Below are 21159 nucleotides of genomic sequence, written 5' to 3' on the forward strand. Positions count from 1 at the left end.
TGCGAACCCCGCCGCTATTGCAGCGTGATGTCGTAGGTGTTGGACTTGGCTTGGTCCGACTTCGCGTCTCTTGTCGCACGGCAACACCTACGCACCGAATGGGGATTCTCCGCAATTGACGATATATCGTATTTGATATATAATTCACCGCACCGTAGGAGGTGCGAGGCATGGCAAGGGCACAATCGCCGGATGGGGGCGCGCCGGATCTGAGGCCTTTGGTTTGGCTGCACGGCGAGGTCAAAACGCCTCCTTTCTCGGCGGAAGCTCGGTTGGAGGCCGGGGTACTTCTCCGCCTGCTACAGCAAGGTCGGCGATTGGAAATGCCGCAGTCGGAATGGCTGCCTGCCGTCGGCAAGCGGTGCGGGGCGCTACGGATTCGCGATAGGCAACACAACTGGCGGATCGTGTACCGCGTCGATCACGATGCCGTCTTGATTTTGGAAGTCTACGCCAAGAAGACCCGTGCGATCCCGAAAGAGATCATCGACCGATGTCGAGACCGACTCAAGCGGTATGACGAGGCGGTCCAAGCCGCCCAAAAGCAACCGAGCAAGCGAGGACAAGGTGATGGACGCGGCAAAACGCGAGGCAATTGAAGCAGCGGGTTGGAAGGTCGGCGACGCGGCGGATTTCCTCGGGATGAGCGAAGAGGAACGCCAACTACTCGAGATGCGTCTCGAACTGGCCCGGGCGATTCGCCGTCAGCGCGAGGCACGCAAACTCTCGCAAAAACAGTTGGGGCTGATTCTCAAGACGAGCCAGCCTCGCATCGCCAAAATCGAGCAGGCGGCGCCCGACGTTTCCCTCGACCAATTGGTCCGCGCCTTCACGGCGGCGGGAGGCGTGATGGTCATAAAAAAGGCGAAGACGACGAAGAAAGAAAATCTCGCCGGACGCCGTGAAAGACTCGTCCTGGAGTTGACGACGCCTGAATAGTCCGATCGCCAAGTAACGCCCCCTTTCACGTGCCGCGGTAGCGTCGGCCGACGCCACCTGTCCACACCGGAGGCTCCTTAACGCAAGGGCCACCGCTTGCCGCGCCGAGAATAGAACCCGGCACAGTCACGCAACCAATACCACCGTTTGCCGTCGAGCCTGCGAACCCCGCCGCTATTGCAGCGTGATGTCGTAGGTGTTGGACTTGGCTTCGACTTTGAAGCTCAGGCCCGAGGTATTTGGGTTGGCATACTGCGCCGGCAAGACGTTCTTGGGTACAGGGGCTTCCTGGCCGGGGACGGGAGGCGTGTATTCTTCCTCCGATCCGCTGCCGCCGCCGGTCGGACCGGCCCCCTCGTACTTCGTCACGGAGACGAGGTATTCGCCGGGCAACGCCCCGTCACCCTTGGCGAAGGTCCCGATCTGATACTTTCCCTCGTTATCGGTAACCGCGCTGGCTGCCAGCGGCCCTTCTTGGCCCGGCGCGGCCGGTTCCTTCGGCGTGAACGTCACCGTGGCGCCGGGGACGGGCTGACCATTCATGGTGACGGTCCCCGTGACGGGATAAGTCTTCGGTTTGTCCGATCCACGATTGCATGCCCCACCCAAGACGATCGCCGCCAGCGCCGCGCCGGCGAGCATCACCGTCAGCCTCGACATGTACCTTTGCATAGCACGAGACTCCCAGAAAAAGAACCTCAACCTCTAACGAAAGAACTCCACCCTACGGCACGCCTCAAGACACCTGCCCCATCAAGACCGGACGGCGGCCCGTGCGCGGAACCAAAGGAAACTCGGATCGATGAGCCTGCACGTTGACTAACGAGGGGTGCCCTCACCCTCGATCGCCGACAAAACACCCCTAATTTCGCAATCAACTTATCACAACGTGCCCCGGATGTAAAGTCTTGTGCCGGAAAAAAGCGCAAGGTGATTCGCGTCCGGTTTGGTCGGTCACCACCGGCTTACGCTCGTGGCTCGCAAAGTATTTCGCCACATTTCACCACCAGCTTACGCTGGTGGCTCTAGTTTCGTCACCATCGGCTCACGCTGGTGGCTCTGGGCTTCCAACAATGGCACATGGAGCCTCCAAGATGGAGCCTCCAGCGTGAGCTGGAGGTGTTTCAACGCCGCCCAACGTGAGCTGAAGGTGTTTCAACGCCGCCCAACGGAGGCCACCCCACCGTAGTAGTGTTGTTCGAGCTCAGCCTAGGCGTTATCCTGCGGTTACGTTTCGCCGTGCACGGCCTCACAGGAAGAACACTACCAACAGGGGGCCGTTGCCGGTGATCGGCCGCATTTCGGTGCCGTCGCTGGGACGCACTAACCGCCCACGACGCCGAGTCGCCCGGCTTCACCTCCGTTTCCCAGCTTCTCTTTGTCGGAAATCATGGCCCGACCCGACGTCTCGATCATCATTTCCACCTACCAGCGGCCTCGCAACTTGCGGTTGTGCCTGCTCGCCGTGACCGCACAGCGGGACTTTCCCTACAAGACCGAACTGATCGTCGCGGATGACGGTTCGCAAGACGAGACCGCGGAAATCGTGGAGCGATTCCAGTCCGAGACGGGAACGCCCGTGAAGTTCCGCACGCATCCCCACGACGGTTTTCGCGCCGCCTTGACGCGCAACGAGGGGTTCGCGGTTTCCACGGCGCCGTACGTTTTGTTCTTGGACGGCGATTGCCTCATCCCGCCGGACCATTTGGCCGTCCACTTCCGCCTGCGGCGCCCCGGTTTGGCCCTGACCACGGACGCGGTCCGCTGGGATCGCGAGGTGAGCGCGGCGTGCGGCGAGAACCACGTCGTGAGCGGTGAGTTCACGCGGCACGTGCCCCGGGCGGAGCGACGGCGACTCCGCATCGCCCATTGGAAGGCCGTGCTCTATCACCGCTTGCGGCACCCCAACAAGCCGCGACTGTTGGGCGGCAATTTCTCGGTCTGGCGACAAGATCTCGAAGCGATCAACGGTTTCGACGAGAACTATAACGGTTGGGGTTGCGAGGACGACGATGTGGGCATCCGGTTGCATCAATTGGGCGTCCGCGTCTATTCCATTCGGCGACATACGCACACGTTTCACCTTTGGCACCCGCCCGTCGATTCCGTGCCCGACAAGATCCGAGAAGGGAGCAACTTTCGCTACTTTCAGCGTCGCGGACGATTGACGCGCTGTCGCAACGGCCTGAAAAAACGGGAGGCGAGCGATTTGCACGTGGTTCTTTCCGGGGTGGAGCGGAGGGATCCTTGGCTGGGGCGATTGCAAGAGTTGGGGATGCGCCCGATTGCGATCCCCTCGCCGGAGGCGATCTTGTCCCGGCCCGAACCTTCGCCCGGTCCCGCTTGCTGGATGGCAGGCCCCGGGGACCGAATTGCACAGCACGAGCGACCTCGGATCGGACCGAGCGACGCTCCCGCCCCCCGATTTCGCCCGGACCAAGCGCACGTCGGCACAGCCGCCGCGGTCGCGACCGAATCCCCGCCCTGCGAATCGGCGGACCCGGAAATCGAGATCGCGGTTTGGCCCCGGGTGACGGCTTTCCACGGTCGAGCGGACTGCCGCGTGCTGCTGATCGCCGAGAACAGCGTGCCTCACCGCCGTCTGTCCGCGGAGGCCGACATCATCTTGGGACCGTGGGAATCCCCTCCCGGCGCCCTCCGCCTCGTCCGCGGCGCCCGATACTTCCCGCTCTCTCAGTTGGAAGAGGCCGCGGCGGCCATTCAATGAGGGAACGCCCGGCCGCGCCGAACCCCGCCGGTGCACACCGCCGGCTTTTACACCACCGGCTTACGCCGGTGGCTCTAGTTTGGTCACCACCAGCTTACGCTGGTGGCTCTTGGTTTTTGTATCAACATGCGATGGCACATGGAGCCTCCAGCGTAAGCTGGAGGTGTCTTACCACCACGTTGCGAGCGTCAATACGATCGTTTGCCCCTTCACCACCAGCTTACGCTGGTGGCTCTGGGTGTTTCGCTGATTCATGATTGCACATGGAGCCTCCAGCGTGAGCTGGAGGTGTTTCAACGCCGCTTAGCGTGAGCTGGAGGTGTCTCGGCGGCGCCGAAAAGCTCGCCGCCGGCATAAGCCGGCGGCGGAGAGGGCGAACAATCGCGACCAACGGGGAAACGCGATCCCGTCAGTCGAGGAAACCGACCAGGTCTTGGCTGCGGCACGGTTGCTGGAGCTTACGGACCGCCTTGGCCTCGATCTGGCGAATGCGTTCTCGGGTCACTTTGAAGATGTGCCCGACCTCTTCCAGGGTGTAGCAGTAACCGTCCCCCAGGCCGTAGCGCAACTTGATGATCTCGCGCTCGCGGTAGCTCAAGGTCTTGAGGACCTTGTTGAGCTTTTCGCGGAGCATCTCATTGGTGGCGCCGATGGCCGGGCTTTCGGCCCCGCGATCGGGCAACAGGTCGCCGAAGTGGCTGTCCTCGCTGTTTCCCACCGGTCGATCCAAGCTGATGGGATAGCGGTTCATGGTCAGCACGCGCTGCGCATCGTCGGCCGAGGTCTCGACGGCGGCGGCGGTCTCCTCCAAGGTAGGCTCGTGCCCCAACTCTTGGAACAACTGCCGCGAGGCGTTCCTCACCCGCGTCATCGTCTCGGACATGTGGACCGGGATGCGGATGGTGCGGCTTTGGTCGGCTACGGCGCGGGTAATGGCCTGGCGAATCCACCAGGTGGCGTAGGTGCAGAACTTGAACCCGCGGCGATATTCGAATTTATCCACCGCCCGCATCAAGCCCGCATTCCCTTCCTGGATCAGATCCAAGAAGCTTAACCCGCGATTGCGATACTTCTTGGCGATGGAGACGACCAGGCGGAGGTTGCCCTCGGAAAGGGCCCGTTTGGCGGCCTGATACTCTTCGTAAACTCGCTTGACGTAGCGGACGCGATTGCGAAGGCTGGTGGGCGTCTCCTGCGTTAGACGCAAGATGTCGCGGCACTCCTTGATCCAGGGCTTGCGCTCCGCGGCGGGCCTACCCGATCGGGCATGCTCCTCGATCCGGGCCTTCAACTCATCCACCCGACCGCTGAACTCCTCCAGCACGCGGATCATCGGTTCCAGCCGCTGGGTCCGCAGCCCCAATTCCTCGGCCAGACGAACGGCGCGGCGCCGGGATCGCCCCAAACGCTTCCAGGCCGCCCTCCGCTGCTCGATAGGCCGGGACTTGCTCAGGGCGACCCAATAGTCCCGCCGATTCCGCTTCACGATCGACTGCAAGGTCTTCAGATTGTGCGGCAACCGGCCGAGAATCTGGTCCTTCTCCAAGTGGTCGCTGACGGAGACCTGAACCGTGCGATCAAAGGGGAGTTTGCCCTCGTCCACGCGACTAAGCGTGCGGACGGCCTGCTGCATGACGTAGTCGCACTCCAGCAGTTTGCGGCGGAATTTGGCCCGGGTCACCTCGATCGTCTTGGCCAGGGCGATTTCCTGTTGCCGCGTGAGCAAGGGGATTTCGCCCATTTGGGTCAAATACATCCGCACGGGATCGTCGGACCAAGACTCCTCCTCATCGCCGGTCACGGCGATTTCGTCCTCGTCCTCGGCCTCTCGGTAGGCTTCCTCGCTTAGTTCGTCGGCCACGTCGAGGTCATCGACGGCGTCCTCCTCCAGGATATCGTCCCTCATCTCCAGCAGGCTTCGGCCCTGGAGTTCGTCCTCGTCCTCATCGCCCGGTCGCAAATCAAGATCGTCGTACAAAGCATCGGATTCGTACAAAGCCATTCCTCCTCTATGCAGCGACTTCGCCAGGCCAACCCGCTACCCGACACGCCAAACCGCCGCCGCCATCACGATACCGCGATTCCCAACGCTCCAACTGCCGGTTCGAAAAACGGAGACGAAGCGAGACATCCGGCGAAACATCGTGAAATCGGGCGGAGAACTTCGGCGGAACTCATCAAGCGGGGACGCGGAGCGATGGTCGAAACTTGCCCCCCGGGGCTTCCCTGCGAATGTCGAAAGACACCGGTGAGCGCAACACGACCCCGTCAACAAAGCGCGGATTGCGTTCTAAACCGGTACAATCGCCCTCGGACAAGAGGGGCAACGATGCCTCTCCACGGAACGGCTACGAATTCGCCCGACGCCACGCACGACTTGCTGAGTCCGCACGGAACGGCCGCGCCCCAGATGTGATTTAAGGCGGGATAGGTAAAGCTTTCTCACCCGCGCGCCTCTTTACCGAGGCTGGGTTGCATGGGGCCCGTCGTTCAATTTTACACAAAAATCGGCCCGAGTCCAATTCGATTTTCCGGAATTTCTCACACGCCGGAAAACTCGATGAAGATGCGCAAAACCTGTGTAGCATTGGGTAATCTACGTAGAATCGGGCGTCACCGCGGGTGCACATCACCGACCATCACCACCAGCTCACGCTGGTGGCTCTACTTACGACGTTAAGAGTGCACACCACCGGCTAACGCCGGCGGCTCTTGGTTTTTGTATCAACATGCGAGAGCGCATGGAGCCTCCAGCGTAAGCTGGAGGTGTCTTACCCCTACCCAGGATTCACCACCAGCTTACGCTGGTTACGACGTTAAGAGTGCACACCGCCGGCTCACGCCGGCGGCTCCACGCTTTTCTCACCACCAGCTTACGCGGGTGGCTCTAGTTGCAGCACGAAAATCGAAGCCACCGGTTGACGCCGGCGGCTTCGATTGGGACGACGGGGGCCAGGGACTCAACCCAGCGTCATCGCGGCATGGGCACCAACTCGATGGTCAGTTCATTGCCGCCGGGCTTGATCTCGACCTCCTGCTCCTTCGGCGTCAGGCCGACGTAGGGCGACGGCGTGGGACGATCCTCATAGCTCTCCGCGCCCGCGGCCTTGGGCATGAACGTGACCCGATGCTTGCCGATGACGGCGCCGTCGCCGGTCTGGTAGGTGGAGAGCACGAAGGTACCGTCGCTCTGAATCTCGCCCGTGGCGGGGCGACCGGTCTTGTTCTCCGCCGCTCCCGCAACCTCCTTGGGCTGGAGGCTGATGATGCCGGCAGTCACCGGTCGTCCCTGGTACACGACCTTGCCTTTGGCCGGGGCGGTCTTGTACTCCGCGCCCTTGTTTCCCCCGCAGCCTAACGTAACCACCGCCAGGAAGGCCAAGGCAAACCACATCCGCAACAGGCCGAACGCCTTCATGATCGTTTCCTCGCTCATCAGGACTTGGGCCGAAACCCTTTGGGCAGCCGCCGCGCCGCGAGTTGCCTTACGGCACCGTCACCGCGTTGCCGTCGTTGATGCTGCCCAGGTAGGCGTACAAGGTGGTATCGATGGTCTCCGAGAGGAAATGCACCGACCCGTCGCCGAAGAGGAAATTGGCTCCGCCGGGATGCCGACTGCCGAAGCTATAGTCGGAGGGGCTGAGGTTGTTGATGTAGTTGTTGACCTCGCGATTGTTGATATAGGTGTAGGGGCCGACCAGACGAGCCCAGGAGCAGATGCGCCACTGCCCGGCCCAATCGTTGTTGCCTCCCGCCCACAGCGGAAACACGCGATCGATCTGATTGATCTGCACGTTGGCCGACAAACTGACCTCGCCCAAGGCGATGACGTTGCTGGTGCCGTCCGTGATGTCGGCGAAGGTGGTGACGTAGTGGTAGTCGTTGGTTTGGGCCAACCGGAACACGCCGTCTTGCAGCGTCCCGCTGGGCTGCGACCAACTCGTGGCGCCGTTGGTCAAGATGTAATTCACCCAAGGGACCTCGCTGCCCAAACAGGCCGCGTAATTCGATTTGCCGTAGCCGTTGTTGTCGTACTTGGGCAGGGTATCGCTGGGGCAGATGAAGGCCGGGATGATCGACTTGGCTCCGATATCGCGCGTGCCGGCGGGATTCCCGTGGTTATTGCGGACCTGCGTCCACCAGTTGTAGGAATCGGTATTCGAGACGGGGTGACCGGCGGGCAAAGCCGGGCTGACGCCGACAAGCTCCTGAATCGACCCGTGAACGCGGAGATTGCTACCGCCCGGTATGTAAACGATGGCCGCCCCGCCTGAAGTCAATAGATCGTGCATCGACTTCTGTTCCATGAAGGGCAGAATGTAGGCGCCCCAGGCGTAGTTGTCGTTGTCGTCGTCCGGTTGACCGACGGGAAACGTCCCATACACATCGTGGAAATTGTGAAGGGCCAAGCCGAGCTGCTTGAGATTGTTCGTACACTGCGAGCGTCGGGCGGCTTCGCGCGCGGCCTGAACCGCCGGCAATGGCAAGGCGATTAATATGCCGATAATCGCAATCACCACCAATAGCTCGACCAAAGTGAATCCGCGGCGTTTCATGGCGAGACCTCCTCGCATGGAAAAGAAAAACAACACCATCCCCCGCTCAGCCGGCACGTTCACCCGACGGTGCTTGCACGATCGCGACAAGAGCGGACGTGCGCCGGCTCTACCACAAAAAACGCCGCGGTAAGGCGGGAGTTTCGAGATAAAAGCGGAATTGATTCAATACGGCTCACGCAAGAAAATGTGCGACTAATTGCGATAAAAGATGCGAACTGCAACGAATTAAAACGGACATAAATACTGATATTGAAAATTGCACCGCCGGCTAACGCCGGCGGCTCCAGGTTGTTGCATCAACATGCGAGAGCGCATGGAGCCTCCAGCGTAAGCTGGAGGTGTTTTACCACTACCCAGGATTCACCACCAGCTAACGCTGGTGGCTCCAGTGGAACGCCAAGAGTGGCAACGCCGGGGCGCGCGCCGGTATGATGGTCCGCGGAGGAACGATCCCATCATGACGCCCGACGATTTACGCCTCGGCATCATCCATCGCCCCAGCGGCGTCCCGGAGCGGACGCAGCGACTGGGTCCGTACCTGCTGGAATCGTTGATCGAACCCGACGAGGAGGGGGCGGCCACGTTCTACCGCGTTCGCGTGGAACCGCACGGCCGCACCGCGGTGAGCTTCCATCGGATCGCGGAAGAGTTCTACTACGTGCTGAGCGGGCGAGGCACGGCGATTCTGAACGGTCGACCGTATTCCCTGAAGGCGGGCGACTTCCTCCGCCTCCCGCCCGGCACCACGCACGCCTTCGTCACCGAAGACGAACCGCTGGAAATGCTGGACATCCACGTGCCCGGTTCCCGACCGAATCGGGACGTGTATTTCATCGATACACGTCCCGACGGTTTTTCGGCCGAGGGCGGATGACGGGCAAGCGGCGGTCCGGCTTAGAACCGGAACTCTCCGCCCGCGAACGCCCCGTGCAAGATCAAGCCTGCATTGTCGTCGATGGCCAAGATGGCATCCTGGATATCCACGACGTAGAACGGGAATTGGTGATCGGCCAAGGCGATGCCGGTCGCCGCCACCACGCGATAACCGACGAAGGCGGTCCAGCGGGGCGCGAATTGCCAATCCAATCGAATATCCGCCTCGGTCAGAAAGGCCACCGTATTCTTGCTGGAAACGGCGGGAAAGCTTCCCGGCACCGGATCGCCCACGGGCGGGTTCGGGTTCGGCCCGAACAATTCACCGTCGCCGCGATAGGCGTCGAAGCGGTTGTGAATATGGTTGTTGTAGATGCCGAACTTGGGCACGCAAGAGAGCGTCACCGTGGGGCACACCCGCCACGACATATCGAATCCCAATTGCGCACCGATCAGGTTGTTTTCCGCGCGGTCCGAAAGGAAGCCTTCCTCGACGGGGTTGTCTCCCCAGGCCCCCGCGTGCGCCCGCGACGAAAACCGCAGGCTCTCGTCGAAGCGGAAGTATCGCACGCCCACCAGCCAGTCCAAACGCAGCGGGTCGTCCTCCAAGGTGGGGCGGTAGTGGAAGAGGTTGACCTCCACGTTATGCACCTCGTTGCGGCGATCGAGGCGTTGCTCGTACACGCCGAAGAAGAGATCGGCGGGCAGGCCTGGAACGGCGGGATTGGCGTACACCACGTCCGTGAAATCGAGCGTGGTGCTGACGAAATCGGGATGCGTGACGGAGTCGTCGCCCCGCATGTCGGTGAAACCCCAGTACGTGCCCTCCAAGGCCCACGTGCCGCAGGGGTCGCGGCGTCCGATGGTCACCTGCCAACCGCCCTGCCAATCGGCCTGAGCGTCCTGGCCGTTCATCAACTCGTTGGCGTTGTTGTTGGATTGATAGCTGAACCACACGCGGTTGGGTTGGTTGCGGCCCATGATCAACCCCGCCGCCCGGGCATACCACAACCGGTTGCAGGCCGGATCGCAGAGCCATTGGCAGCCCGCCGATTCCGCCGCGTTCGCCCCGCAAGCCGCCTGCTCCGACAACATCATGCCCATTAACGAGGAATTCTCCGCCGGGAGATCGGCTTGGGATGAGGAAGCCGCTTCGCCTTGCGGCACGGGCAGGGCCAAGTCGGCCTCGGGCAAACTCGGACCGCTGACGAAGGTCGTTCGCGGCGCCGCGGCGGGCGAGGACTGCCATACGGCGGTCCCGTTCCAGGGCCCGCTCCCGCCGCCCGTCGCATCCGCCGACGACGAATAGCCCGACGGTCCGAGCGCCGCCCCGTCCAAGCCTGAAAGCGGCGCCGGTGCCGTTGCCGGAGACGCCGCCGGCAGGGGTTTGATCCGCGGCGTCTCGGCGGCGGGGGCCGTCAAGGACCGAGGTCGTGCCGCAAGCGGCAGCAGGTCCGGAGCCGCCGTCAAGCCGTATTGGGCCGAAACGTCGCTCGCCGACCAGCCCAACATCCCGAAAAGCAACATCACCGGCATCATTCTCATCTTCATCGGTACCTACCCTTGATCGACGATGGTTGCGGGGTGCAAACCCGCCTCTGGGGTCTTGTCGCTCCGATTCTCAGCAAAGTGCCGAGTTGCGCCGCCGTGCGCAAGTTGCACTTGGAATCGGCGATTCCTGATTAGAAGATCGTCCGCGGCGAAGCGACTGCAACGGCCGAAGCGGGGCAAAAACACCGGATTTGCGAGGAAAGCCGGCGACTGATTCGGCAGGTCCGCTTTCTTTGCTAGGTCCGTTTCGGTAGGCCGGTTCGCGACAACCCGAAAAACCGGCGCCGCTCTTGCAACCGAATCTCGACCTCAGGGGTAAACCTATCAGAGCACGAGCCAGCCCGCCCCCACCGAAACCTCGCTCACGTCGGGCAATTCGACATATTCGATACGATCATCGCCGCCCGAGCTATCGCGCAGCTTTGCCAACTCGAAAAGCTCGACCTGATGCGTGAGAAGGCGAGCGCCCGATGAGGCAACGCGATAAAGCCGAAGGATGTCGCCCGTCACTTGGGCCAGGTCGTCGCCGGGGGTGTCCCACAAGGCGGCCTTGTCCGCGCCACCCGGGGAGGAAGTATCCCAGCCCTCGCCGGCGCGGGCGAAGACCTGATCGAAATAGCGGGCCGTAATGCGATAGCGTCCGCCCGCCGTCGCTTGATCGAAGATCTCGCTCTTGGCCGCCTTCCCCTGAAACTCATCCTTGAGCGGCGAATCGTAAAGAAAGGCCTGGTCGCTGCCGCCAGAAGACGCATCCGCCGAGACGAAAGCGAAATCGCGGAGGGTCACGTCGAAGTCCGGTCCCGAGAAGCGGGTTTGCCCCATCCGCGCCTCCAGGCGATCGTCGCCGGGCGAACCGAAGAGGACCGCCCGGTCGTTCCCGCCGGAACCGAAGGCACGCACTTCGTCGAAAAACTTCACACGGTGATAGACGCCGGGCCCCATCATCTTGGCGTGATGGTATTGCGGTTCGGACTTGAACTTCACGGCGCGTTCTCCATCGCCGTCCGGTCGAACGTCGTGCAACTCCGCCGCATCGCGACCGCCCGCCGAGGCATACACGTGAATCTCGGCGAAATCCTCGCAAATCACGTCGGGGAGCACGCCGCTGAACCACTCGGCGTGGGCGGGAAAGAGACGCACGGCGTCGTCCGCCGGACCGTCGCGGAGGATGACGACGTCGCGCCCCGACCCGCCCTCGAAACGCACGGTCGCGATTTCGCCCCAATCCGGCGCATCGTAGCGGACGCCTTGGATCGCCAACTTTCGACCGGCGGCATCGGCTTCGAACAGGTCGTCACCGGAGGTCCCGAAGACGACCCACGTACTTGCCTCCTTGGTCAGTAGGTCGGTTACACGCAGATCGAAACCTGCTGTGTCGCCGCGGAGATGCAGGAAGTATTCCGCGCCGCCGCGGACATCGTAGTCCAGCCGCGCGGCGTCACTCGGAGCGTGCAACTCGGCCAAGACCGCCGCCTGGGAATCGGTCAACGGGTTGCGATCGTAAAGGAGTACGTCCAACCGCCGATCGCCGGGCACGCCCAGGGCTTCCACGGTCAAAACACCGTCGCGGACGGGAAGAAAGCGGAAGAAGCGGTGCCCTGTATCCGGCAACGTCAAACCCGACCACACGGCGAAGTCTGTCACTCCGCGATCTTCCACCTCTACCAGCACGAATTCCGAGATCGCGACTCCGCTCAATTCGCCGCGATCGTCCTCGGCCTGCGCGAGCAGCGTGTATCGACCGGGCGGCAGCGCCGTGGTATCCACCGTCCACATCCAACCGTCGTCCGGCGACTCGTCCCGACCCAGCAGCGGGTCGAGCGCGGGATTCGCTGCGCCGTCGCCGTCGGCATCCAGGTAAAACGCGACGCGGACGACCCGTCCATCCGAGTCGGTTACGCCCGTCGCGGTCGCCGTCAACGGCAGGCCCGGCGACGTGATTTCGGGCTGGACCACCAGGGCTGCGATCTCCGGCGGCATGTTGGCCGCGGGCGGCGGATCCCAGCGCAAAAGAAAACCGTCCCGCACGCCCAGGAAGGTTTCGGTCGGATCCAGAAACGGCCAATCGGTTGAGGTAGTCCCGCCGACGATCACAAAAGAACCTGAGTCGCCGTCGATGACCGCCCGGGCGGAGTCGAAGTCGCCGCCGCCCAAGTAGCTCGACCAGGCGACGGCGCCGGAGGCATCGAGTCGGGCAAGGAACCCGTCGGTGGCGCCGTCCAAGCGGTCGTCGAGACCGCCGGAGCACCAGTCGGGCGAATAGGTGGTTCCCACCACATAACCTCCGCCCTCGCCGTCCGCAACGAGTCGGCCGCTCTGTTCATTCAAGCTTCCGCCCAACAGCGCGGTCCAGGCAGCGGAACCGCCGTCGTCGGCCAGGGCGGTGACGAAGACGTCCTTGCCGCCGCCGAGGGCGCCGGACGTGATGCCCGCGGGCCAAACGGCGGAATCGGTTTCGCCGGCGATCAGGATTCGTCCGGTGAGGGCGATGGAGACGGAGACGCCCGCGTCCTCGCCCGATCCGCCGAGATAGGTGGACCACGATCGCTGTCCGTCGGCGGTCGCCTTGAGCGCATAGGCATCGAAGGCGCCTCCGAGATAGCCCGTTTGCATGCCCCCGGATATCCAGGCGGAGGAGGAAGTTTTTCCCACCACCACGACGCCGCCGTCGGGAGCCGGGGCCAAGCCCGTCGCCGTGTCCCAAAGTCCGCCGCCCACATAGCTCGCCCACAACCGGGCGCCATTCGGCGAGAGCTTGGCGAGAAAGCCGTCGAACGTCCCGCCGTTGTAGCCGGAGTCGAAACCGCGGTAACCCCAACCGGAGGACCCGGTGGTACCTGCGACGTAAACGTTGCCCGCGGCGTCGCAGACCACGGCCTCGGCGCCGTCGTAGGCCGATCCGCCGAGATAGGTGGACCAAACGTGCTCGCCTTGCGGGGATATCTTGACGACGAAGGCGTCGCCGTAACCGCCGTAGGAGAGGTCGTACCCGCCCGAAACCCAACCAGCGGAGCGCGTATATCCCGCCGCGAGGATGTACCCCTGTTCGTCGACGGCCACGCTTCGCGCGCCGTCATCACCGTCCCCGCCCAAGTATGTCGCCCAAAGAAACGCGCCCGACGGATCCAGCTTGGCGACGAAACCGTCTCCGCTGCCCCCCCAGGTCGCGTCGAAACCTCCGATGGCCCAGTCCGGCGAATAGGTCTGACCGCAGACAATGATATTCCCTTGGGCGTCGCGCGCCACGGCAGTGATTTCGTCCCAATCCGCGCCGCCCAACAGTCGGCTCAGCCCAACCGACCACTCTCCGCCCGAGAACGCGGATGCTGCGCCGGCGGTGAGGACCGCGGCGGTCGGGTCGAGGCTTGCGGGCGACGGGGCGATCATCGAAGTCGGCCCGACCTGCGCCGACAAGAGGCAACGGGATTCCAGCACCTCGCAGGCGGAGCGGAATCGGCCGGACCGCGGAGAACGGTTCGACCGTTCGGCGGCGCGCCCTCGACGTCGGCGACTCCCCACAACGATTCGTCGGCGCCGGGAAAAGATGCCCGCAGCGATGGTTCGCACCAGCCCCATGCGTGATTCCCCCTCCGGCGAATCCGCGGCGACCGGCGGAACGGACGCCTCTGCCTCGCGCCGGGTATAACCGAGAATTCGCGGTCGATCCCTTGGGACGTCAATCGCAATGCCGCCCAGTATAGTCGCGTCGCTATCGTTGTGAATATGCGGCGGCAAGCCTCGGGCGTCAGCCCGAGGTGGAGCACGAATCGAGATCCCGACTTTGACGCATGGGTAAATGGAGCCTCCAGCGTTAGCTGGAGGTGCTTTGCCACCACCCTGCGGGCGTCAATGCGATCGTTTGCTTCTTCACCACCAGCTTACGCTGGTGGCTCTGGGTATCACAACCAACTCACGCTGGTGGCTCTAGGTTCACGACTGGCTTACGCCGGCGGAGCGCGATGTATTTCTCTAGGTTTTTCCACCAAATCGCGATTACACATGGAGCCTCCAGCGTTAGCTGGAGGTGCTTTGCCACCACCCTGCGGGCGTCAATGCGATCGTTTGCTTCTTCACCACCAGCTTACGCTGGTGGCTCCAATTTGATCACCGCCGGCTTACGCTGGTGGCTCTAACTCTGCTACCGGCTTACGCGGGTGGCTCTAGGTTCACGACTGGCTTACGCTAGTGGGTCGGATTCGCCGTGTCGAGGGCGTACCTCGCGGGAGGGGCGACGATGTAGGGAGAGAAACTTCCGCCGCCGGGCGCGGTTTATTCTCTTGATGAGTCGCGGCGATCGGCCGAGCACACCGAAACGCTTGGCCGAAGAAGCGCCGCCTCGCCCTGAAAGACAGCGGATGCGTCCCTGGGACGAGTCCGGCGATGCAAAGTTGGAGACCGTGGAGCCGATCGTGGGGAGGCGGGTCGGGCGTTTTGGGTAAGGGAAGTCGGCCGTTTCGGCGACTGCTAGCCCGACGCCGACGCATGGAGTACAGTAGAGGAGGAACGTCTCGCATTGAGAGAATCTTCGTGATCGAGGGACGGTTCCATCTTGCCTTTCCCGTGGTAGGTCCACGCGACGGGGAACCGCTTTGGCTGTCAGTGAATCCTCCATCCAACGGTCGGCCCTCCGCGACCCGGACGTGCGCCTCATGTTGGAGGTGCGTTCGGGAAACGCGGCGGCCTTCGAAGAGCTGGTGCAACGGTACCAAGTTCGCGTGCTGGCCGTCTTGGAGCATTTGGTGGGAAATCGCCACCAGGCCGAGGATTTGGCCCAAGAGGTCTTCCTGCGCATCTATCGTGCCCGAAATACCTATCAGCCCAACGCGAAATTCGCGACCTGGCTGTTCAAGATCGTCAACAACCTGGCGTTGAACCAGTTGCGCAATTGCTCGCGGCGGCGCGAGATGTCCACCGATTTTCGGCCGGACGGCTCGCAATTCCGCGAGGCCTTCGCAGAAGCCGTGCAGGTGTCCAGCGGACAGATGCCCGCCCGGCGACTCGACAAGATGGAAATGCGCGACATCATCCGCCTGGCCTTGGAATCGCTGAACGAGCGTCAACGACTGGCGATCCTGCTGTGCAAATTCGAGGGGATGAGCTACGCCGACATCGCGACGGCTATGGATATGTCGCCCAAAGCCGTCAAGTCGCTGCTCTCCCGCGCCCGAGTAAGACTGAAGGACATCCTGGAACCGTACATCGAGACCGGCAAGATGCCGATCTCCCTGGCGGAAGCGGAAGCGACGATGGATTGGGGCAAAGACGCCGACGACTCCGGAGAACACGCGGAAACGCCGCGGGACGAAGACTGACGCTCGGTCGCGGCGATGCCGCGCCCGCCGGCGGCGACCGGACGCGAACGATGCTCTCGCCGTCGGCGACGCAAGGGTAAGGGCCGTTTCGAAGCCATGAACGACTCGATGACGCACAACGAGGATCCGTCGCGGCTGGAATCGCTGCGGGAGGAACTCGTCGCCTATCTCGACGGGGAACTCTCCCCGGATGAGTCTGCGCGCATCGAGGAACGGATCGCGCGCGACCCGCGACTCCGTCGGGAATTGGATTACCTGGCCAAGACCTGGGACTGGCTGGACGCCCTGGAACGCCCGACCGTGGACGAGGAGTTCACGCGGACGACGATCGAGATGGTGGCCGCCTCGGCCATGAATGAGGCCGAACAAATCCGCCGCGAGGCCCCGCGGCGAGCGGCTCTGGAGTGGGTCTTCGGCGGCTTGGCGGCGGCCCTCTTGGCCGCGGTCGGTTGGCTCACCGCCTCCGCCTTGTGGACCAACCCCAATCAATGGCTGCTGGAGAATTACTCGCTCATTCAGAACCAGGACCTCTACCGCCGCGGCGAGTCCCTGGCCTACGTGGAGTTGCTCGATCAATCGGGGGTGTTCGATTCGGCCGATGCATTCGAGGCCGACGCGCCGGGCGATTCTCCGCCGACGGCGGAGTCCGGTTCGGACGGACCGTCGCCGCCGCCTTCGGCGTCGCCGGTCGCGGCAACCCATCCGGTCGGCGACTCCGGAGCGGACGAGCAGGGGAACTCGCACGATTCCCTCCGCGTGGTGCCGCCCATGACTTCGGACGCCGCGCGACGTGAGATCGAGGCCCTGTCCTCCGCCCAGCGCCAGGAATTGCAGCAGAAGTTGGTCCGCTTCTCGCGACTCACCGAGGCCGAGCAAGATCGTCTGCGGCGATTCCACGAGGAGTTGTGGCGCCATCCCAAGGCGGAACACTTGGCCCGGGTTTTGGCGCTCTATTGCCGCTGGTACGCCATGCTGATGCCGCACCAACGCCTGGAGTTGGAGACCCTGCCGGACGAGCAGCGGATCGCATGGATTCGCGAACGGCAGCAGGAGTTACTGTCGGAGGCGATGCGGAACGCGCTGTTCAACTTCCCGCCCGATCGCCTGCGGAGCATCCTCTCCAGTACGCGCTCCTTGAATGCGGGCGAACCGCTGCCGCGCGAGGACTGGGGCGCGCTGTTCAAGTTCTTCGAGAGTCTCGCCGCCGGTCGTGCCCGGATGATGTTGGACGGCGGTGCCTGGCCGCCCGCTCGACGCGAGGAAATCCTGCGGAACCTGAATCGCTTCAAGGATGACGACCGGAAGCGGGAATACCTGGCCATGCTGTGGCTCCAGAACCAACTGGACCACCCGGACGCCGATCCGCCCATCACGGCGGAGGACGTGGCGGCCCTCCGCGCCGAACTCTCCCCGCAAACGCGGCAACGTTTGGAGTCGTTGCCGACCGATGCGCAAATCCGCCTAGTGTGGAATTGGGCCAGGGCGGGGGTCATCTTCCGCTACATCGCCCCCCGCGTGATGTGGGACTTCCGCCGGCCTATGAGCGAACAAGAGTTGAGCAAATTCGTGGAGGAGCAGCTTTCCAAGGAGGATCGGGAGCGTTTGTTGGCCTTGCCGCCCGAGGAAATGCGGCGCGAAGTGATTCGGCTGTACCTGCGCCAGAACTTTCCGGGAATGGGTGAATGGGGTCGCGGTCGGGGGCGCGGCGGACCGGGCGGCGCTCCGCCCAAGGGCCTGGAAGGCCCGCCTCCACAGCAGGAACCGCCCTACCCTCCTCCTCCGCCTCCGCCGCCGGATGCGTCTTGAGCATCTTCTCACCGGCCGGATCGTTTTACAGGCCGGATCGTTCCGCGGGGCGGTCCCGCCGATTGAACGCCTTCGGGTTTACGCCTCGCACTGAGACGCCCGCCGCCATGCGCCGAGTAGCAGACGCCGCATCGTCGCCCCACCCGCCGCGGCGAACACCGCAACCAGCGGCATGATCGGCGCCCGCATCCGCAGATTCGTCCAATAAAAGAGGTGCACGAGCGTCAGGACGACCGCCGCACTCACGATCCAACTGAGGGCGACGCTGCGCCCCCAGTGCCCGCCCGGTCCTTGGGCAAGGGCGTCGGAGTCGATTTCCAGTCGATCGACGTTCCGTCCTCGCAACAATACCCAAGCTCCCGCCGCGGCGGCCAACAATTCCGCGGCGTAAAGTCCGCCCGCGGCATACCGCCCCCATCGACGGAGGACGGACTCGCCCTCGCCCGCGCTGGGCAGAACACCCCAAAACGACGCCAATCGCCCCAAACAGGCGCGTGCGAACGTGCCGGGCTGGGAGGCGATGGTGCGTCGCGCCAATCGGTAGGCCAGGCGGTCGGCGGCGGGTTCGTCCTGCACGCCCGCGGCGCGAAGTTCCGCCTCCCAACGGCGGTTGAATTCCGCGGCATCCCACACGCCCCGACGGTCGGCGTCTTGCAGGTAGGCGTAATAGTCGGGATTGTTCGCCAGGTAGAGCGTGTATCCGCCGTGGGTGGTACCGAAGACGAGCGAGCCGAACAGGGCCGCGTTTCGCGCTCCCCAGGGCAATAGCACGACGACCGAACCGAGGATTGTCAGGCCGGCCCTTCGCCATGCCCGCGGGTCGGTCCGATCGCCCCGCCGCCGAGTACCTTTCTTCCGATCGAAGCGATCGGTCGGCTCGGGCGTTCGCGGACCGGCGAGCAGGAGCATCGCCGCGGCAACGGGAATCCAGGCCAAGAACGTCGGTCGAGCAAGGGCATTCAACCCCAACAAGCCTCCCGCGCAAAGCCATGCGGCGGCGGTGTCTCTTCGTGCGGCCTCGGTCGCAAACCACGCGGTCGCCGCCAGCAGCGCGGCGCTGAGCGTCTCGGTCATCAGCAGCCTGGAATGGAAGAGCAACAGCGGATCGCAGGCGGTCAGCACTCCGGCCGGCCAGGCTTCCCGGCCAAGACCCAGTCGTCGGGCCAGCGACATGGCAAGGGCGACCGTAGCCAAGCCTAAGACGAGGTGCAGGATTCCGGCGCCCCAAATCCACGGAAGCCCCGTCGCACGCACGCAGGCCAAGAGCACGGGGTACAGCGGCGGGCGAAAGGCCGTGGCGCGCTCGCCGTAGCCGAAGACGCCGTGCTGCACGAGGTTGTCGGCCACGGCGGCGTAGCCGTCGATATCCTCCGCGAATCCGCCCGGTACCCCCCAAATCACCCCCGCCCGAATCGCCAAGGCCGCGATCAGCACGATCGCGGCCGACGAGCGGAGAGGACCGCTGAGGCGATTCTTGAAGGGATTGGGCGGCATGGCCGGATCACGCGGGGACCGAACCGGGGGTAATCCCACCGGGCGTTACCACACGACTTGTCCGCCCAGCGACACCCCCTGGAAAAAGATGCCGCCATTATCGTTCACCTGGGCGGGGGTGGACAAGGCGAAGTCGATCTGCTCGGCCGCCAAGGCCACGCCCTCGAACCACATCAGATCGTACCCGCCGAAGACCGTTACCCGCGGCAGAACTTGATAGCTGGCGAAGAAGTTGAGTTCGCCCATGAAGGCCGCGTCCGTATCCTTGGCAAAGCGGAGGATTGGGCTGGGATCGTTCAGCAGGTCCATCCGCGTGGTTTGTTCGGACCAATTGAGCATGGGAGCGACCTTGATCCGAGCGCCCCAATCGAAGCGGTGCCGCCGAAAGAGCAGTTCCGCCCCGACTTGAACGCCGAAGGTGTCGCTCTGGCTCCAGATCGATTGCCGTCCCCACAGCGTGGTCGTGCCGCTGCCGTTCACGATCTCGCCGCGACTGTCGAGAGTGAATCCCTCGTCCAGCGAGATGCCCCGCAACCCAAGCAAAAAGCTCCAGAACGTGCCCGTCTGGCACTGTCGCTGCCAGCGTCCGTTGGGGAGCAGCGCCAAGCGATCGGCGCGATGCCGCGGCCGGAACCACCAGTTCAGCTCGAAGTTGTTGATCTCCGAGTGATACTCGGCCTGCTGCCAATCGGCGAAATCGAAGTCGGTCAGATTGAAGGGGCTGAACAGCGACCCGGCGGTGAAGTCGCCTGAGCCTGACGTGTAGTTCGTCCGCGTGCCGGATACCGACGCGCTGTCGGACCACTCGTTCAATCCCCAATAAACGAATTCCAGGAACTCGTCGCGATTCTCCTTGTCGCGGCCCAAGTAGTAGGTAACCCGGGTCTCGTAGCCGCCGGCGATGTCGTCGTTGAGATCGTAGACATCCATTAAGGAATTGCCCAGGATGTCTTGCGTGACGGACTTGGAGCGAGGTCGGGACCGACTGAGAATCTTGGCCCCGTTGTACCAGGTCCAGAGGTGTGGGCAATCGTAACCGGCGCCGCAGATTTCGCAGCAACCGGCCGTCGCTTGGAGCGACATGGACTTGCCGGATGCGGCCCGGTCCCAGGCTCCCTCCAATGAGGTACCCTCGGCGTTCTCCACGCCGATATCGGCCGACGGGTCGGGGGCGCTCATGATTTCGCCGGGAAAGGAATGCGCGGGGCCGAACTGCTGCGCCCGGGCGTCGGGACCGCCCGGCAATCCCGCCCGACAAAGGGAAAAAACTAGCACTAGGCCGACAATACGACTGGCTTTCACGCGGTCGTCCTCCGTGGCAGCACGATCGCTCCCCAATCTCAGGGAGCACAAGGATCGTGGACCGAAATACTCGCACAACCCTAATCGGCAATCCGTCGCCCGAAGAACAAGAATATTCCGTAAAATCGCTCCAGTCGCTACAACCTGCGCAGGCGAAACAACCCCCCCGGTGAGCCACGTGCGTGGAAAAACATACTGGAGCCGCCGGCGTGAGCCGGCGGTGAAAGATTCGCGCGATACATCGGCGTAAGCCGGCGGTGGGTTTCGCGCTACCCAGCGTGCATCCACAACAATGGGGCAAATACCACGACCACCACCACCAGCTTACGCTGGTGGCTCCAGCGTTTGCGCGACGGCGCAAGAGAAACTGGAGCGCAATCGCGAATTCGGAAAAAGCTATGGGAGCCGCCGGCGCGGAAAAACATATTGGAGCCGCCGGCGTGAGCCGGCGGTGAAAGATTCGCGCGATACATCGGCGTAAGCCGGCGGTGGGTTTCGCGCTACCCAGCGTGCATCCACAACAATGGGGCGAATACCACGACCACCACCACCAGCTTACGCTGGTGGCTCCAGCGTTTGCGCGACGGCGCAAGAG

14 protein-coding genes are annotated in these 21159 nt (G+C 63.5%); 6 read left to right on the forward strand and 8 right to left on the reverse strand.

Going from position 1 to position 21159, the window contains the following annotated elements; all coding sequences use genetic code 11:
* Positions 1 to 170: 170 nt before the first annotated feature.
* A complete protein-coding gene (locus tag ACYQ6J_RS14375) occupies positions 171 to 599 on the forward strand; it encodes a type II toxin-antitoxin system RelE/ParE family toxin (RefSeq protein WP_460184877.1) in 429 nt (142 codons plus the stop codon).
* Complete coding sequence (locus ACYQ6J_RS14380; RefSeq protein ID WP_460184878.1) at positions 571 to 939, forward strand: XRE family transcriptional regulator; 369 nt, start codon at positions 571 to 573, stop codon at positions 937 to 939. The genes ACYQ6J_RS14375 and ACYQ6J_RS14380 overlap by 29 nt, the downstream gene beginning before the upstream one ends.
* A 174-nt stretch (positions 940 to 1113) precedes the next feature.
* Here the strand turns inward: ACYQ6J_RS14380 and ACYQ6J_RS14385 are convergent, their stop codons facing one another.
* Positions 1114 to 1611 (reverse strand): carboxypeptidase-like regulatory domain-containing protein, encoded by a 498-nt coding sequence (locus ACYQ6J_RS14385; RefSeq protein ID WP_460184879.1) that lies wholly within the window; start codon positions 1609 to 1611, stop codon positions 1114 to 1116.
* Between the two features lie 718 nt (positions 1612 to 2329).
* On the opposite strand from ACYQ6J_RS14385, the gene ACYQ6J_RS14390 reads away from it, so the two are divergent.
* A complete protein-coding gene (locus ACYQ6J_RS14390) occupies positions 2330 to 3667 on the forward strand; it encodes a glycosyltransferase (RefSeq protein WP_460184880.1) in 1338 nt (445 codons plus the stop codon).
* 409 nt (positions 3668 to 4076) lie between these two features.
* Here the strand turns inward: ACYQ6J_RS14390 and ACYQ6J_RS14395 are convergent, their stop codons facing one another.
* From ACYQ6J_RS14395 to ACYQ6J_RS14405, 3 genes are all read right to left on the reverse strand, one after another.
* Positions 4077 to 5669, reverse strand: a complete 1593-nt coding sequence (locus ACYQ6J_RS14395) for a sigma-70 family RNA polymerase sigma factor (RefSeq protein ID WP_460184881.1) — start codon at positions 5667 to 5669, stop codon at positions 4077 to 4079.
* 969 nt (positions 5670 to 6638) lie between these two features.
* Entirely contained in the window at positions 6639 to 7085 is a 447-nt protein-coding gene (locus ACYQ6J_RS14400; RefSeq protein ID WP_460184882.1) for a hypothetical protein, read from the reverse strand.
* Positions 7086 to 7152: 67 nt separating this feature from the next.
* Complete coding sequence (locus ACYQ6J_RS14405) at positions 7153 to 8223, reverse strand: DUF1559 domain-containing protein (RefSeq protein WP_460184883.1); 1071 nt, start codon at positions 8221 to 8223, stop codon at positions 7153 to 7155.
* 460 nt (positions 8224 to 8683) lie between these two features.
* On the opposite strand from ACYQ6J_RS14405, the gene ACYQ6J_RS14410 reads away from it, so the two are divergent.
* Positions 8684 to 9100 carry a cupin domain-containing protein gene (locus ACYQ6J_RS14410; protein WP_460184884.1) on the forward strand — a complete coding sequence of 139 codons (417 nt, stop codon included), beginning with the start codon at positions 8684 to 8686 and terminating at the stop codon, positions 9098 to 9100.
* 20 nt (positions 9101 to 9120) lie between these two features.
* Here the strand turns inward: ACYQ6J_RS14410 and ACYQ6J_RS14415 are convergent, their stop codons facing one another.
* Together ACYQ6J_RS14415 and ACYQ6J_RS14420 are read right to left on the reverse strand one after the other, a co-directional pair.
* Positions 9121 to 10650, reverse strand: a complete 1530-nt coding sequence (locus ACYQ6J_RS14415; protein ID WP_460184885.1) for a BBP7 family outer membrane beta-barrel protein — start codon at positions 10648 to 10650, stop codon at positions 9121 to 9123.
* 324 nt (positions 10651 to 10974) lie between these two features.
* A complete protein-coding gene (locus ACYQ6J_RS14420; protein WP_460184886.1) occupies positions 10975 to 14226 on the reverse strand; it encodes an SBBP repeat-containing protein in 3252 nt (1083 codons plus the stop codon).
* A 1073-nt stretch (positions 14227 to 15299) separates the two neighbouring features.
* Between ACYQ6J_RS14420 and ACYQ6J_RS14425 the strand changes: the two genes are divergently transcribed.
* Positions 15300 to 15962 (forward strand): RNA polymerase sigma factor, encoded by a 663-nt coding sequence (locus ACYQ6J_RS14425; RefSeq protein ID WP_460184887.1) that lies wholly within the window; start codon positions 15300 to 15302, stop codon positions 15960 to 15962.
* 96 nt (positions 15963 to 16058) lie between these two features.
* A complete protein-coding gene (locus ACYQ6J_RS14430) occupies positions 16059 to 17768 on the forward strand; it encodes an anti-sigma factor family protein (protein ID WP_460184888.1) in 1710 nt (569 codons plus the stop codon).
* A 78-nt stretch (positions 17769 to 17846) separates the two neighbouring features.
* On the opposite strand, the gene ACYQ6J_RS14435 is transcribed toward ACYQ6J_RS14430, so the two are convergent.
* Both ACYQ6J_RS14435 and ACYQ6J_RS14440 read right to left on the reverse strand, forming a co-directional pair.
* A complete protein-coding gene (locus ACYQ6J_RS14435) occupies positions 17847 to 19262 on the reverse strand; it encodes an ArnT family glycosyltransferase (RefSeq protein ID WP_460184889.1) in 1416 nt (471 codons plus the stop codon).
* Positions 19263 to 19307: 45 nt separating this feature from the next.
* A complete protein-coding gene (locus ACYQ6J_RS14440; protein ID WP_460184890.1) occupies positions 19308 to 20564 on the reverse strand; it encodes a hypothetical protein in 1257 nt (418 codons plus the stop codon).
* Positions 20565 to 21159: the final 595 nt, after the last annotated feature.

This window comes from Thermopirellula anaerolimosa (assembly GCF_054657335.1).